The organism is Qipengyuania aquimaris (assembly GCF_020171965.1).
In the GTDB taxonomy this organism is placed as follows: Bacteria; Pseudomonadota; Alphaproteobacteria; order Sphingomonadales; family Sphingomonadaceae; genus Qipengyuania; species Qipengyuania aquimaris_A.
The window spans coordinates 702,734-716,929 of the sequence record NZ_JAIUZK010000002.1 but is presented as its reverse complement, the minus strand read 5'-3'; the positions used below and the strand labels follow the sequence as shown (position 1 = coordinate 716,929).

The 14,196-nt window shown below is 59.8% G+C and carries 13 protein-coding genes and 2 tRNA genes; 7 read left to right on the top strand and 8 right to left on the bottom strand.

Annotated features, from left to right (window positions below; all coding sequences use genetic code 11):
- Positions 1 to 10: 10 nt before the first annotated feature.
- Positions 11 to 1,990, bottom strand: a complete 1,980-nt coding sequence (gene tkt, locus LCM24_RS11215; protein ID WP_224804389.1) for a transketolase — start codon at positions 1,988 to 1,990, stop codon at positions 11 to 13.
- A 176-nt stretch (positions 1,991 to 2,166) separates the two neighbouring features.
- On the opposite strand from tkt, the gene LCM24_RS11210 reads away from it, so the two are divergent.
- The 5 genes from LCM24_RS11210 (at position 2,167) to LCM24_RS11190 (ending at position 5,258) form a co-directional block, all read left to right on the top strand.
- The gene (locus LCM24_RS11210; protein ID WP_224804387.1) at positions 2,167 to 2,358 is read left to right on the top strand and encodes a hypothetical protein; all 192 of its coding nucleotides are present in this window, start codon (positions 2,167 to 2,169) and stop codon (positions 2,356 to 2,358) included.
- Positions 2,355 to 2,696 carry a cell division protein ZapA gene (locus LCM24_RS11205; RefSeq protein ID WP_224804385.1) on the top strand — a complete coding sequence of 114 codons (342 nt, stop codon included), beginning with the start codon at positions 2,355 to 2,357 and terminating at the stop codon, positions 2,694 to 2,696. Before LCM24_RS11210 ends, LCM24_RS11205 begins: the two co-directional genes overlap by 4 nt.
- Positions 2,697 to 2,956: 260 nt before the next feature.
- Positions 2,957 to 3,529: a 5-formyltetrahydrofolate cyclo-ligase gene (locus LCM24_RS11200; RefSeq protein ID WP_224804383.1), complete on the top strand. Its 573-nt coding sequence runs from the start codon at positions 2,957 to 2,959 to the stop codon at positions 3,527 to 3,529.
- Positions 3,526 to 3,759, top strand: coding sequence for a DUF2842 domain-containing protein (locus LCM24_RS11195; RefSeq protein WP_224804382.1), 234 nt, complete (start codon positions 3,526 to 3,528; stop codon positions 3,757 to 3,759). The genes LCM24_RS11200 and LCM24_RS11195 overlap by 4 nt, the downstream gene beginning before the upstream one ends.
- 47 nt (positions 3,760 to 3,806) lie before the next feature.
- Positions 3,807 to 5,258 carry an MFS transporter gene (locus LCM24_RS11190; RefSeq protein WP_224804380.1) on the top strand — a complete coding sequence of 484 codons (1,452 nt, stop codon included), beginning with the start codon at positions 3,807 to 3,809 and terminating at the stop codon, positions 5,256 to 5,258.
- A 65-nt stretch (positions 5,259 to 5,323) separates the two neighbouring features.
- Here the strand turns inward: LCM24_RS11190 and LCM24_RS11185 are convergent.
- The 5 genes from LCM24_RS11185 to thyA form a co-directional block, all read right to left on the bottom strand.
- Positions 5,324 to 5,400: transfer RNA gene (locus LCM24_RS11185), tRNA-Asp, on the bottom strand.
- 291 nt (positions 5,401 to 5,691) lie between these two features.
- Entirely contained in the window at positions 5,692 to 6,987 is a 1,296-nt protein-coding gene (locus LCM24_RS11180) for a dihydrolipoamide acetyltransferase family protein (RefSeq protein WP_224804378.1), read from the bottom strand.
- Positions 6,988 to 6,992: 5 nt separating this feature from the next.
- A complete protein-coding gene (locus LCM24_RS11175; protein WP_224804360.1) occupies positions 6,993 to 8,054 on the bottom strand; it encodes an alpha-ketoacid dehydrogenase subunit beta in 1,062 nt (353 codons plus the stop codon).
- A complete protein-coding gene (locus LCM24_RS11170) occupies positions 8,051 to 9,382 on the bottom strand; it encodes a 3-methyl-2-oxobutanoate dehydrogenase (2-methylpropanoyl-transferring) subunit alpha (RefSeq protein WP_224804358.1) in 1,332 nt (443 codons plus the stop codon). The genes LCM24_RS11175 and LCM24_RS11170 overlap by 4 nt, the downstream gene beginning before the upstream one ends.
- Before the next feature lie 77 nt (positions 9,383 to 9,459).
- The gene (thyA, locus tag LCM24_RS11165; protein ID WP_224804356.1) at positions 9,460 to 10,386 is read right to left on the bottom strand and encodes a thymidylate synthase; all 927 of its coding nucleotides are present in this window, start codon (positions 10,384 to 10,386) and stop codon (positions 9,460 to 9,462) included.
- A 117-nt stretch (positions 10,387 to 10,503) separates the two neighbouring features.
- On the opposite strand from thyA, the gene LCM24_RS11160 reads away from it, so the two are divergent.
- Positions 10,504 to 10,580: transfer RNA gene (locus LCM24_RS11160), tRNA-Pro, on the top strand.
- A gap of 1,069 nt (positions 10,581 to 11,649) precedes the next feature.
- Here LCM24_RS11160 and LCM24_RS11155 read toward each other — a convergent pair.
- Together LCM24_RS11155 and LCM24_RS11150 are read right to left on the bottom strand one after the other, a co-directional pair.
- Entirely contained in the window at positions 11,650 to 12,813 is a 1,164-nt protein-coding gene (locus tag LCM24_RS11155; RefSeq protein WP_224804354.1) for a DGQHR domain-containing protein, read from the bottom strand.
- A 1-nt stretch (position 12,814) separates the two neighbouring features.
- Positions 12,815 to 13,252, bottom strand: a complete 438-nt coding sequence (locus LCM24_RS11150; RefSeq protein ID WP_224804352.1) for a hypothetical protein — start codon at positions 13,250 to 13,252, stop codon at positions 12,815 to 12,817.
- A 284-nt stretch (positions 13,253 to 13,536) separates the two neighbouring features.
- Between LCM24_RS11150 and LCM24_RS11145 the strand changes: the two genes are divergently transcribed.
- A complete protein-coding gene (locus tag LCM24_RS11145) occupies positions 13,537 to 14,196 on the top strand; it encodes an MT-A70 family methyltransferase (RefSeq protein ID WP_224804351.1) in 660 nt (219 codons plus the stop codon).

Sequence of the window (14,196 nt, the reverse complement as noted above, 5' to 3'; positions counted from 1 at the left end):
AAGCTCCTGCTTAACCGTTTAATTTGTTCATGATTTGCGGAACGATATCGTCCGCCGTGAGACCGAATTTCTTGAAGAGATCGCCAGCGGGTGCCGATGCGCCGAAGCGGTCGATACCGATGTTGAGACCGTCCGTCCCGGTGTAGCGTTCCCAGCCGAAAGTGGTGCCCGCCTCGACGCTGACGCGCAGCGTGTTCGCCGGGATCATGTCGGCGCGATAGTCTGCGGACTGCTCGTCGAACAGCTGGGTGCAGACCATCGAAACCACGCTGGCGCCGATGCCTTCCTTCTCGAGCCGCTCTGCGCATTCGAGAGCGACGTGCACTTCCGAACCGCTGGCCACCAGCGTGACCTTGTGGGCGTTGCTCGATTTCTTGAGGCGGTAAGCGCCCTTCGAACACATGTCCGTTTCATCGGGTGCATTGCGTAGTTGCGGCAGGCCCTGGCGCGTCAGTGCCAGGACCGTCGGGCGATCCTTTTCGCGCAGAGCGATTTCCCAGCATTCCGCCGTTTCGACAACATCCGCCGGACGCATGACGAGCAGGTTCGGGATCATGCGCAGGCTCTGCACATGCTCGATCGGCTGGTGCGTCGGGCCGTCTTCGCCAAGGCCGATGCTGTCATGGGTCATGACATAGATCGCGCGGGTCTGCTGCAGGGCCGACAGGCGGATCGCGGCGCGGCAATAGTCGGTGAAGACCAGGAAGGTGCCGCCGTAAGGAATCACGCCGCCATGCAGCGCCATGCCGTTCATCGCGGCGGCCATGCCGAATTCGCGAATGCCGTAATAGATGTAGCGACCCGAGTAATCGTCGGCCGTGAGCGGGCCAATCCCGCCAGCCTTGGTGTTGTTCGAACCGGTGAGATCAGCGCTGCCGCCGATGGTTTCTGTGAGCTTGCCGTTGATCTGCGCCAAAGCCATCTCGCTGGCCTTGCGGGTCGCGACCTTCTGCGGTTCGGCCATCAGCTTCTGGATGTAGCTATCGAGGCTGAAGCTTTCGGGCAGGTCGCCGGCCATGCGGCGTTCGAATTCCTTGCGCTGGCCGCTCGCATTGAGGCGATCCTGCCATTCGTCGCGGGCCTTGGCATGGTCGGCGTTTTTCGCGCGCCAGTCGGCATAGACCTGCTCGGGAATTTCGAAGGGCTTGGCGTCCCAGCCCAGCACTTCGCGCGCAGCTGCGATCTCTTCATCGCCAAGCGGCGCACCATGCGTTGCGCTGGTGCCCTGCTTGGTCGGAGCACCCTTGCCGATGACCGTCTTGCAGGCGATCAGCGAGGGGCGTTCGTCGGCCTGCGCTTCGTCCAGCGCGCGGCGGATGTCGTCGAAATCGTGGCCGTTACAGGTGGTGACGTGCCAGCCGGTCGCTTCGTAGCGGGCCTTGATGTCTTCGCTGGTCGACAGGTCCGTCGAACCGTCGATGGTGATGTTGTTGTCGTCCCACAGCACGTTCATCCGGCCCAGCTTGAGATGGCCGGCGATACCGATCGCTTCGTGGTTGATGCCTTCCATGAGGCAGCCGTCGCCCGCGATCACCCAGGTCCTGTGATCGACCAGCGCGTTGCCGAAGGCGGAGTTGAGATGACGCTCGGCAATGGCCATGCCGACTGCCATCGCCAGGCCCTGGCCCAGCGGACCGGTGGTGCATTCCACGCCCGGCAGCAGGAAGTTTTCCGGGTGTCCGGCGCAGGGGCTGCCGATCTGGCGGAAGTTGCGGATGTCTTCGATCGTGGGCTGTTCGTACCCGGCAAGGTGGAGCAGCGAGTAGATCAGCATCGACCCGTGACCCGCCGACAATACGAAGCGGTCGCGATCGGCCCAGTCGGGCGCCTTGGGATCGTGGCGGAGGTATTCCGACCACAGCACGGTGGCGGCATCGGCCATGCCCATCGGCATGCCGGGGTGCCCCGAATTCGCCGCCTGCACCGCATCCATCGAAAGAGCCCTGATGGCGTTGGCCATCTGGACCATGCGGGCAGTGTCGATTGTCATGCTTTGTATCTCCGCGAGAGGGGTCGATTCGACGCGCGCGCACCCTTCGCGAACGCCGCGCGCGAGGTCAACCTCGGTGCGCCAGAGATGCCCCGCCGCCCGGTTTTGGAGCGATTTATCAACAGCACGGTGCAAACCTTTGCGCTGCAACGCCAATCTTGGTATTTCTTCACGCCATGAGCGAAGCGCGCATCTTATCTGCCATCGACAGGATTGAAAAAGCGCTCGCGCGAATCGAGACGCAGGCCGCTCTTGCAGGCAGTCCGGGGCAATCCGGCGATCTCGCCGCGAAGCATGACGCACTGCGCAACCAGGTGACCGCCAGCCTTGCCGAACTCGACACGCTGATCGCGGAGATGGAGCGATGAGCGACGTCAAGCTGACCGTGGGTGAACGCTCCTACACCGTCTCCTGCGCGGACGGTCAGGAACGGCATGTCGAACATCTTGCCGGCATGGTCGATGCCAAGCTCAAGGCCATGGGCGGCAACCTCACCGCGAACGAGGCGAAGAACCTCCTATTCGCTGCACTGATGCTGGCCGACGAGGTCGACGAGGCGGGCAAGAGAGCACCCGTGGAAGCTGCGCCTGCTGCCGCCAGTACCGATGCCGGACAGGGCGATGCCATTGCCGCGCGCCTGGAACGCCTGGCCACCGCATTCGAAAACGCTGCATCGGCCCTTGAGGGTGGACCGGCGGCCTCCTAAATAGGCGGCGACGGGGCTGCCCGGCACGAGCCGCATGAAACATCCCTGAGGCTATAAGCAATCCAAGGGAGCCGTCCCTACCGGATTGGCGGGTTCGTCCTGGCGATCTGGATATATGGCGCCCACCTGACGTGAAGGCGTCAGAGGATTTTCCGGCAACGACCCATGGCGGTCCCGTCACCTGATTCATTGCGCTACCGCTTCGCTGCTTGAACGCGGACGGGCGCTTAAAATACTGGTCCGAAAAAGCAGGTGGGTATTTGACCAAGGACGAATTTCGCAAGCACTTGCGCACCGCGCGCCGCGACCAGGTCGCCGCGTTGCCCGACAGCATGCGTGCGCTCGTCTTCCACCGTCCGCCCGCCCCTTTGCTGGAGCTTGTCCCCGAAGGTGCAACGATCGGCCTCTACCGGGCAAACCCGTTCGAGGCACCTGCGGCATCCTACGCCAAGTTCTTTCTCGACCGGGGCCACGAAATCGCGCTGCCGCGGTTTGCCAGCCGCAATGCGCCGATGGAATTTGCCCGCCATTCCGACCCGTTCGATGAAGAAGACCTGGAAGTCGGCCCCTTCGGACTGCTCCAGCCCTTTGCCGACGCACCTGTCCTGCAGCCCGACGTATTGATCGTGCCCCTCATAGGCTTCACCGAAACCGGTGAGCGGCTCGGCCAGGGCGGCGGCCACTACGACCGCTGGTTGGCGGCACATCCGGACACCCGCACGATCGGCCTCGCCTGGGACTGCCAGCGCGTCGACAGCCTGCCTGTCGAGGAACACGACGCACGCCTCGACGCTATCGTCACCACGACCCGCTTCTACGGACCTTTCGCATGAGAGACGAACCCACCTGGCGCATCCCCGTCGGACTGCTCGGCCTTCTGCTTGGCCTGCTCGTCTACGGCATCCTGATCGCACGCTACCTGCCCGGCCTGATCGGTGACTGGAACGCGCTGGTGCAGACCGCGATATATCTCTTCCTCGGCCTGATCTGGCTGATGCCATTGCGACATTTCCTCATCTGGATGGAAACCGGCCGCTGGTCGGCCCCGCCCGAGAAAGATTGACCTCACGCCCGAGTGCCCTACCCTCCCCGTAACGGGAGGAGAGCCCCTTGACGCAAGAGACAACGGCGACGGCAGTGCCCGTCGACGCGAGCGAGAAGATGCCGGTCTGGCTGAAGCTGGCGCATGGTTCCGGAGCCGCAGCATTCGGCATCAAGAATAACGGCTTCGATTACTTCCTGCTGATATTTTACGGCACAGTCATCGGGCTGGAGCCTTCATTGGTCGGCCTCGCCATCCTCATCGCGCTGGTCTTCGACGCCGTGTCGGATCCGCTGGTCGGCTACTGGTCCGACAATCTGCAATCGCGCTGGGGCCGGCGACACCCGTTCATGTATGCGGCGGCGATACCGGTGGCGCTGAGCTATTTCCTGCTGTGGAATCCGCCCGAAATGGGCCAGACCTCGCTGTTTCTGTACCTCACCAGCCTCGCGATCCTGATCCGCACCTTCATCACTTTTTACGAGACGCCGAGTTCGGCGCTGATCCCCGAGCTCACGACCGATTACGAAGAACGCACGAGCCTCCAATCCTATCGCCTGTTCTTCGGCTGGACCTTCGGCGCCCTCATGAGCGTGATCATGTTCGGTGCGCTGCTGACAGGTCCGCAAGGGCTCCTCGATCGGGATGCCTACGCCACCTACGGCATGATCGGCAGCGCGATGATCTTTATCTTCATCATGATCTCTACAGTCGGCACGCATAGCCGCATCCCGCACCTGCATCGCCCCGTGACCCGGTCCGAGAGATACAGCGTCGGCCGGATTTTCCGCGAGATGATCGAGACGCTGAGCGAGAAGAGCTTTATCGCCCTGTTCTTTGCGACAGTGCTTTTCGCCATCGCGACCGGACTTGCGGCCTCGCTAAACTACCTGTTGCTGACGTATTTCTGGGAATTCTCTTCCTACCAGATTTTCCTGTGGACCTGCACGGTGGTCCTTTCGGCCCTCTTCGGCTTCCTGCTGGCACCCTGGGCCACGCGCAAGATTGGCAAGAAGCCTGCGGTCATCGTGCTCGGCCTGCTTGCTTTCACGATCCAGCCCGCCCCCGTCCTGTTGCGTCTCGTGGGGATGATGCCCGAAAACGGCGATCCGCTGCTGTTCCCGATCGTCCTTGGCGTCAATGTCATCGATCTGGCGCTGATCATTGCCGTCCAGGCGGTATCCTTCTCGATGATCGCCGACCTGGTCGAGGCGAACCAGGTGAAGACGGGACGGCGGTCGGAGGGCGTTTATTACGCAGCGATGACCTTCACCCGGAAAACCACGCAAGGCCTCGGCGTGCTGGCCGCAGGCCTGATCCTGTCCGGCATCGGCTTCCCCGAAGGAGCGGACCCCGGCACCGTCGACATGGATACCGTGTGGCAATTGGGCGCCTGGTACGCCCCTTCCCTGCTGGTGCTTTATCTCGGGGCCCTGTTCTTCGTCACGCGCTACAAGATCGACAAGCGCGGACACGAGGAGAACCTGCGCCGCCTTCGCGAAGGCGCGGCGGCTCGATAGGGCCGAAACGAAAAAGCGGGGCCGAAGCCCCGCTTTCGCATTCATCATTCGAAGAATGTCCCAAGTGGCGCGAGTGACGGGACTCGAACCCGCGACCCTCGGCGTGACAGGCCGATACTCTAACCAACTGAGCTACACCCGCGCATCTAGGCGCTGTGCCTCTTGGGAGCCGCGCATCTAGGCGGCGGTCCGATTCCTGTCAATGCAGTTTTCGCGCCTTTTTTCGCTTCTTTTTCTCGCGGCGCAATTTACCCGAAAGTAACCACTTGCGCGCGACAGTGACCCACGCATTTCCACGTGGGGTAACGGGGGAAGTCGCATGTTGCAGGGCGCATTACTCGCCGCATCGCTGGCGCTGCTTGGAGGCGGCGCGCTGGTCGCGAAATCGGCGATCGATATCCAGTACGACTGTTACCAGGCGCCCGCGCCCTGATCAGTCGACCAGGATCAATGCAGGCGTTTCGAGGAGCTTCTTGAGCTCCTGGATGAAACTCGCCGCATCGTAACCATCGACGACCCGGTGATCGCAGCTGATCGAGATGTTCATCAGCTTGCGCTTCTCGATCCGTTCGCCGCCAGCACCGTCGCTGACATACATCGGGCGCTCGATAATCCGGTTCGGTCCGATGATCGCGACCTGCGGCCGGTTGATGACCGGCGTGGTCGCAACGCCGCCAAGCGGTCCGAGAGACGTCACGGTCAGCGTGCCGTCTTCCATCTCTTCCTTCTTGGCCGACCCGTTGCGGGCAGCCTCTGCTAGCCGCGAAATTTCGTTGGCGAGCTGCCACAGGTTCATGCCCTGAGCATTCTTGATGACCGGCACCATGAGGCCCGCGTCGGTCTGTGCCGCCATGCCCATGTTGACCGCACCGAAGCGCGTCACCACGCCCGCTTCGTCGTCATAACGGGCGTTGATCATCGGGAACTGCGGCAAGGTCTTGCAGATCGCCGTGATCAGCAGCGGCAGGATCGTCAGCTTCGGCTTGTCGCCGCGATTGGTGTTCAGCTGGGCGCGCAGGACTTCCAGATCGGTGACGTCCACTTCCTCGACATAGGAGAAGTGGGGGATGTTGCGCTTGGAAGCCGCCATGTTCTCGGCGATGCGGCGACGCATGCCGATAACCTTCTTCTCCTCGTCCTGGCGGGTCGGCGCAGCCGCCGAATAGCCGGAGTTATAGGAGAGGAACTGGTCGAGATCGCCGTGACGCACGCGGCCATCTTCGGCAGGCTTCACCTGCGAAAGGTCGACGCCGAGGTCCTTGGCGCGCTTGCGCACGGCAGGCGTGGCGAGAACCTTCGCCGACGGTGCCGGAGCAGGTTCGGGCGCGGGCGTCGGGGTCGGAGCCGGCGGCGGGCTGGGATCGGCCGCCATCGCATCGTCGGCATCGCTGGCGTCGGAAGTTTCCACCTCGATGCGCTCTTCGACCTTGTCGGCCTTGGGAGCGGGCGCAGGTTCGACGTCTTCCGCGACATCTTCGGGCACTTCGCCTTCGACTTCGATCACGACGAGCATGGAGCCGATCGAGACCATGTCGCCTTCTTCACCGGCGATCTCGACGATCTTGCCGTCGACCGGGCTTTCCATCGGGACGGTCGCCTTGTCGGTCATCATGTCGACGAATTCCTCGTCCTCACGAACCGTGTCGCCGACCTTCTTGTGCCACTGGACGATTTCCGCCTCGGCAATGCCTTCGCCGATGTCGGGCATGTTGAATACGAACTTTGCCATTGCGGTTACTCCGCCAGAATCTTGTCGAGAGCCTCGCCGATGCGGATCGGGCCGGGGAAATAGGCCCATTCGAGGCTGTGGGGATAGGGTGTGTCGAAGCCGGTCACGCGTTCGACCGGGGCTTCGAGATGGTAGAAGCAACGTTCGGTCACCAGCGCCGAGAGTTCGGCGCCGAAACCGGCGGTGCGGGTCGCCTCGTGGACGATCAGGCAGCGGCCGGTCTTCTTCACGCTTTCCTCGATCGCTTCGATGTCGAGCGGGACGATCGTGCGAAGGTCGAGGATGTCGGCTTCGATGCCTTTCTCCGCGCAGACCGCTTCGACCACGTGGACCATGGTGCCATAGGCGAGAATGGTGAGTTCCTCGCCCTCGGTCGCGTGGCGCGCCTTGCCGAGCGGGATTGTGTAGTGGCCTTCGGGCACGATGCTCGCATCGAACTTCTTCCACGGCTGGACGGGCTTGTCGTAATAGCCGGAAAACGGGCCGTTATAGATGCGCTTCGGCTCGAAGAAGATGACCGGGTCATTGTCCTCGATGCAGGAGATCAAGAGGCCCTTCGCATCGTAGGGCGTCGCCGGGATGACCGTTTTCAGGCCCGACACGTGGGCGAAGATCGCCTCCGGGCTCTGGCTGTGCGTTTGGCCGCCGAAGATGCCGCCGCCGAACGGGCTGCGGACCGTCATCGGAGAGGTGTATTCGCCTGCCGAACGATAGCGCAGGCGCGCCGCTTCGGAGATCAGTTGGTCGAGGCCAGGGTAGATGTAATCGGCGAACTGGATTTCGGGCACGGGGCGCAGGCCGTAAGCGCCCATACCGACTGCAGCAGCGATGATGCCGCATTCGGAAATCGGCGTGTCGAAGACCCGGCTCTTGCCGTATTTCTCCTGGAGACCGGCGGTACAGCGGAAAACCCCGCCGAAATAGCCGACGTCCTCGCCCATCACGACGATATTGTCGTCGCGCGACATGGTCACGTCGAGCGCCTCGTTGATCGCCTCGATCATATTGAGGCGGCGTTCAGCGGGCGCTTCGCCTTGGGGCGCGGTTTTGGTTGCGGTGTCGCTCATGCGCCCTTCCCTCCGTTCGGGAGTCCTTCGGGGAATTTGGTTTCGCGTTCGCGGATCGCCTGTTCGCTCTGTTCCTGGAGGTGCCAGGGCAGCTCTTCGAAGACGTCTTCGAACATGGTGCGGAACGGATGGTGCAGGCCATGGCCGAGGATGCCGTTGGCTTCCGCTTCCTTGGTGACCTTCTTGACGTATTCCGCCGCCTCGAGGTCCATCTTTTCCTGCCGTTCCTCGTCCCATTCACCGATGGCAATGAGGTGGTTCTTGAGACGCATGACAGGATCGCCCAGCGGCCATTCCTCGCGCTCCTGCGCGCTGCGATAGCCGCTCGGATCGTCGGAGGTCGAATGGCCTTCCGCGCGATAGGAGAAGAATTCGATCAGCGTCGGTCCGGCATTGGCGCGGGCGCGGTTGGCGGCCCATTGCTCCGCCGCATAGCAAGCGAGCGGGTCATTGCCGTCCACGCGCAGCGATGCGATGCCATAGCCCACCCCGCGCGCGGCGAAAGTCGACCGTTCCGCCCCGGCAAAGCCGCTGAAGCTGGAAATCGCCCACTGGTTATTGACGACGTTGAGGATGACCGGCGCGTTATAGACGGTCGCGAACAGGCAGGCGGAATGGAAATCGCCTTCCGCCGTACTCCCCTCGCCCACCCAGGTGGCGGCGATGCGGCTGTCACCCTTGATCGCACTTGCCATCGCCCAGCCAACCGCCTGCGGGGTTTGCGTGGCGAGATTGCCCGAAATCGAGAAGAAACTGTGTTCGCGGCTGGAATACATGATCGGCAGCTGGCGGCCTTTCAGCTTGTCGCCCCGGTTCGAGTAGATCTGGTTGATCATCTCGATCATCGGGTAGCCGCGCTGGATCAGGATGCCCTGCTGGCGATAGCTGGGGAAGATCATGTCGTCGGCGGCAAGCGCCATGGAGGCAGACACGCTGGTCGCCTCTTCGCCGGTGCACTTCATATAGAAGCTGGTCTTGCCCTGGCGCTGGCCGCGAAACATCCGCTCGTCGAATGCGCGGGTCATGGCCATGTGACCGAGCATCGTGCGCAAAGTCTCGGGATCGAGCTTGGGATCCCAGGGGCCATGCGCCTTGTTGTCGTCACCCAGCACCCGGATCAAGTCATGCGCGAGATCGAGCATGTCCTTCGGATCGACGGTTTCGTCCGGCCGTGCCTGGGCACCAGCCTCGGGCACTTGGATGTGCGAAAAATCCACCGCATCGCCGGGGCGGTACTTGGGTTCGGGGACATGGAGCGAAAGCGCAGGGCGGTTGTCGCCCGCGCTCGCGGCATTCCGATCTCCCTCGGCGGGGGGCCGTTCGGCCATAAACTCTCTCCAGACGCAATCTTACGCTTGCGCGTTATTTTATTTCACAGGAGTGAAACGGTCAAGTGAGAGCCGGATCACACTGCGACGGGCGCCTTGATAGGCCCGTGCGGCGTGTAGTCGTGAACCGCGAAATCCTCAATGCGATAGTCGAAGATCGAGGCCGGACGCCGCAGAATCTCAAAGGTCGGATGCCCCTGCGGTTCCCGCGACAGCTGCTCTTCGACCAGGTGCTCGTGATTGAGGTAAAGGTGCGTATCCCCTCCGGTCCAGACGAGTTCGCCCGGTTCGAGGTCGACCTGCTGCGCGATCATCCGCTGTAACAGGGCCGCCGACCACAGGTTGAACGGGAGGCCCAGCGCGACGTCGCAGCTGCGCTGGTAGAGCAGACAATTCAGCCGGTTGCCTGCGACATGGAACTGGTAGGTTTTGTGACAGGGCGGCAGCGCCATCGAATCGAGTTCGGCGACGTTCCATCCCTCGATGATGTGGCGCCGGCTGCCCGGATTTGCCTTAAGCGATTCGACAACTTCTGCGACCTGGTTGACGCTGCCGGTGCGGGCATAGCTGCCATCGCCCGTGGGCGTGTAGACCGGCCAGTCGACCCATTGCTTGCCGTAGACCGGGCCGAGGTCGCCCCATTTCGCGGCGAAGTCCGCATCGTCCGCAATACGTTGGGCAAAGTCCTCTACCGAGATATCCTGCCCGGTCGCCTTCACATATTTGGCGTGCGGCCACTCGTTCCAGATCTTCACGCCCTGCTGCACCAGAGGGCGAATGTTGGTGTCACCGGTGAGGAACCACAGCATCTCGCGCGTGGCGGTTTTCCAGTAGACGCGCTTGGTGGTGATCAGCGGCATCGCGCCGTCGGCAAGGTCGAAGCGCAGCATCGCACCGAACACGGATCGCGTGCCAATGCCTGTGCGATCGCGGCGTTCGTCGCCTTCGCGCCAGATGCGGCGCATGAGGTCGAGATATTGCTGTTCGTAATGCTGGTGTGACACGGCGGAAGCCCTATCCCGATTTTCGGCAAAATGCCTGCTTGCGTGTGCCGCAATCCACACCTATAGGGCGCGCCTGCTTCGCACCCGCAGCGATTGTTCACTGCGGGCCGATCCGGTCGGGGAGTAGCTCAGCCTGGTAGAGCACTGTCTTCGGGAGGCAGGGGCCGGAGGTTCGAATCCTCTCTCCCCGACCATTTTTGCATTCTGTATATTTTTCAGTAGGATAGGTCTGTCCGATCAAATCTGGACGTAACACCTCTCCGTAACAGTTTGCAGCAAGTCCTTGGCACAGTCCCCCCATCGAAAAACCGGCCAACAGCGACGTCGCGACCGAGAAGCTAAACGCCTCGCGCGAGATCGAAAAATCTACGCGAAACTGCGCCTCCTGGCTACTGAGGGTGAACACCGGCACGTTAGATTTGATGAGCCGATTGAACCCCTATCAGTATACTATGGGAAAGAGGATCGACCTACATCATGGGAACTATCTCCGTTCCCTATGGGACTACAGGCCAACGGAAGACCCATGCCCCAATGGAAAGACCTATCTCAATGGATGAAGGTCAACCTAGCTGTGATCGTGTGCTTTGAATGGGACCTGCTAACATTCAACATTAACCTCCATCCGCAGCTGGAGTCTGAATTGGTTGCTCTGGGGAATGTAAGGCATGCACTGGCTGAGCGTGTCAGGAAGCACCTCAGAAGGTCCGTTGGACAACGCCGAGAGTATTACTTCGTGATCGAGGGCCACGAGAAGCGATCCGGTGCTCAAACCCATCTACATATACACGGAGCGATAGCCATGCGCGCTGGGGACGACGTTGACACCGTAATGGCAGCGTTGGGCCGAGCAGCCGGTCATGACGTGAGGGGACGCAAAAAGAAGGATCGCGCATTGCACAAGGATTGGTTCAAAATTATCCAAGCCGCATACGCGAATTACCTCTTCAAATTCGTGCGACGCCCTGATCCCCGTCTCGATGATAGGCGCCTCGTATTTTCGCAAGAGATGAACCAAGCAGCGCACATGTTTTGGAATGACATCGCTGGCAAAAGCGAAAGTTGACGTAAGTTGGTCATAAGTTGACTGGATTCAGGCTTTTTCAGCGCGCCAACCTGCCTGTCGAGAAAAACTCCCGGACTGAAAGTTTTCTGCCCTTCACCGGGAAAGACAGAGAATCCCTGTTTTCTGCGCGTTTCCGCGATCTGAGATTTTGGGTCGGTGGTTGACACTCAACTTAGTTCAGCTTGCCAAAACTAGGATCAAGAAAGACCAGCTTCCTTCATCAAGCGCCGGTACAACGCTGAAATGCCTGAGCTACCCGGAAGGAAGTTGTCTCTGGTCAGTTCCTCATCTGAAATTTCAATTCTGTCGAAAATTTCGTCACAAGCTTCGCGAGAGAGCACCTCTCCCCGATCACACGCAGAAAGATAAACTGGACGCAGAAAGCGCATCAGCGCCGCGTATCCGGTGGTGCGGTTTAAGATGTTGCCAGCCGGAGCATCATCCCATGAGTCCGGCCACTTAGCTTTCACAGCTGCAAAGTAGTTGGTCAGGATCTCAAAGACGCCCCTCGCATTCTCATCGTCATAGAATGGTTGGAAGATAAAGGTTCTCCAAGCGTCAGGTTCGCGTTTCGAGGAGAAAATCCCCTTGTAGCGCTTGTTCCTTTCCCCTTCTGGATCGCGCGTGATGTATGCCACGATTGGCTTCACGACCGTCGCTTGAGCGAGTGTCTGAATCTTGCCTTTTCCCGGCTGCGCTTTCCCCAACCGCTTCACTTTGTCATGCAACGGACCCTTCGGTGCCTTGTTCAGCGCAAGGACGACTTCATGAGCAAACTTCAACGGCCCTCTCTCTTCGTAGAAGGACGCCAAATCCACGACCAAGCTCTGGTTCACCTTCGTCTGCGCTTGGTTCACCCGCGCAAATATCTCAGCTTTATCCGCTTCAGATGCTCCTACGAATACCGAAACGTTCACATCAAAATTGCGATCAGGCTCTAGACCTTCAAGCCCTGCTACACGATGTTGGCCGTCAATAATAAATGCGATTTTTTCGAGCGGAATATGATCCGGCTCACCAGGTTTGCCAAACGGCGACAGAGTTAGTTGGAGAATACTATCGTCATCGTCCGCATACGGATTCACATCAGCGCAATCCGCATCGACAGAGATAATGACGGACGTTGGAAATGTCGCATATTCCAAGTTCACATATCTCTTGATTTCAGTAATTCTTTTTTCCGACCGCTCACGTTGGATGCCGGCGATCTTATCCTGTGTTCCCTCCAAAAACGCTCGGATTTCGGTGTAGGAAATGTCGATCAGTTTCCGAGCGTCCATTTTGCCAACATAGAAATCGCCGATTGGTTGGCTGACTCGCGAGACGGGCAAGCGGATAGCCGTAGTATTCTCCGATGCCATGTTAATCTCCCTCGGTCAGAATGTCGTTGACGCGGTTTTCTTGCTGATCGCCCGCCTCCTGTGCTGTTGGAATTCTTGGTTCGAGCAGCATCACGAACAGCCAGAGAATGTGCAGGAACCAGAATACAAGCCAAAGGAGGTTCACCAGGCTGGAGCCCAATTCGCCCGACTCAAAACCGGGGTTCATCCCGATTATGATCCCTGTCGCGAGCACTGGGATTACAAACGCTGCATAAAGCCCCAATGACAGAATGGCGTGCAGGCGAGGATGTCGAAACAGAGCAATGAAAATGCCCCCGGAAATCGCGAGGATCGAGAGCCCCATTTGACCGCCATCGAAGTATTGCTGGTAGACAAGCATGGCCGATTGCTCTTTTTGAAGAGCAACAATCATCGCGATAACGAAGACGATGCCAACCGAGCCGACGATTGAAGCCAAGACCTCCGAAACGGCCTTGCTCCAATTTCTCGCCAGTAAGTCTATCATAGCCCACCCATTCTTGCCTTGTATGGGGGCTACAACGGATTTCTCTCGTTCTCCAGTCCGTTGATTTCTTTACCACAGACAGTTTGCCTCCATCCGCAGTCCGGCCGCGAGGATTGGGCCACTTGGCGAGGCGATTAGACTGTGGATTTCGGGTCGGAGAGGGCCATTTTGAGCTTCGCTCCGTTTGCTTCGACAGCACGTAATACCCTACTGTCGCGAAAACGTGGAAAGAGCAAATGACCGCATCCGACGACCTTCGTGATTTTTTAGACGGCGAGAAATTTTCGACCGTTATGGCTGACCCACCCTGGCGCTTTCAAAACCGCACGGGAAAGATTGCTCCAGAGCACAAGCGGTTGGCTCGCTATCCTACAATGGACTTGCAAGAGATAGCTGACCTACCTGTTGCGGAACATCTTGAGGATAGGGCTCATTGCTACCTCTGGGTTCCAAATGCCCTCCTACCGGAGGGATTGCAGATCCTTCGAGCTTGGGGATTTGATTATAAGAGCAACATCATCTGGCAAAAGGTGCGGAAAGACGGCGGCCCGGATGGTCGTGGAGTGGGCTTCTATTTTCGCAATGTTACCGAAATACTTTTATTCGGAACGCGCGGCAAAAACGTAAGAACGCTCCAACCTGGTCGGTCGCAAGTAAATTGGATTGAGGCCGGTGAGCCTGATGGCGACCTGTTAAAGACGAGAAAACGGGAACATAGCCGAAAGCCTGACGAACAGTATGACATCATAGAGTCATGTTCGTGGGGGCCATATTTGGAACTCTTCGGTCGGGGACGTCGTGAGGGCTGGACAGTCTGGGGGAACCAAGCCGACGACGATTACAAACCCTCTTGGAGCACCTACAAACACAATTCCGGAGCGGTAGCGACCGGATAG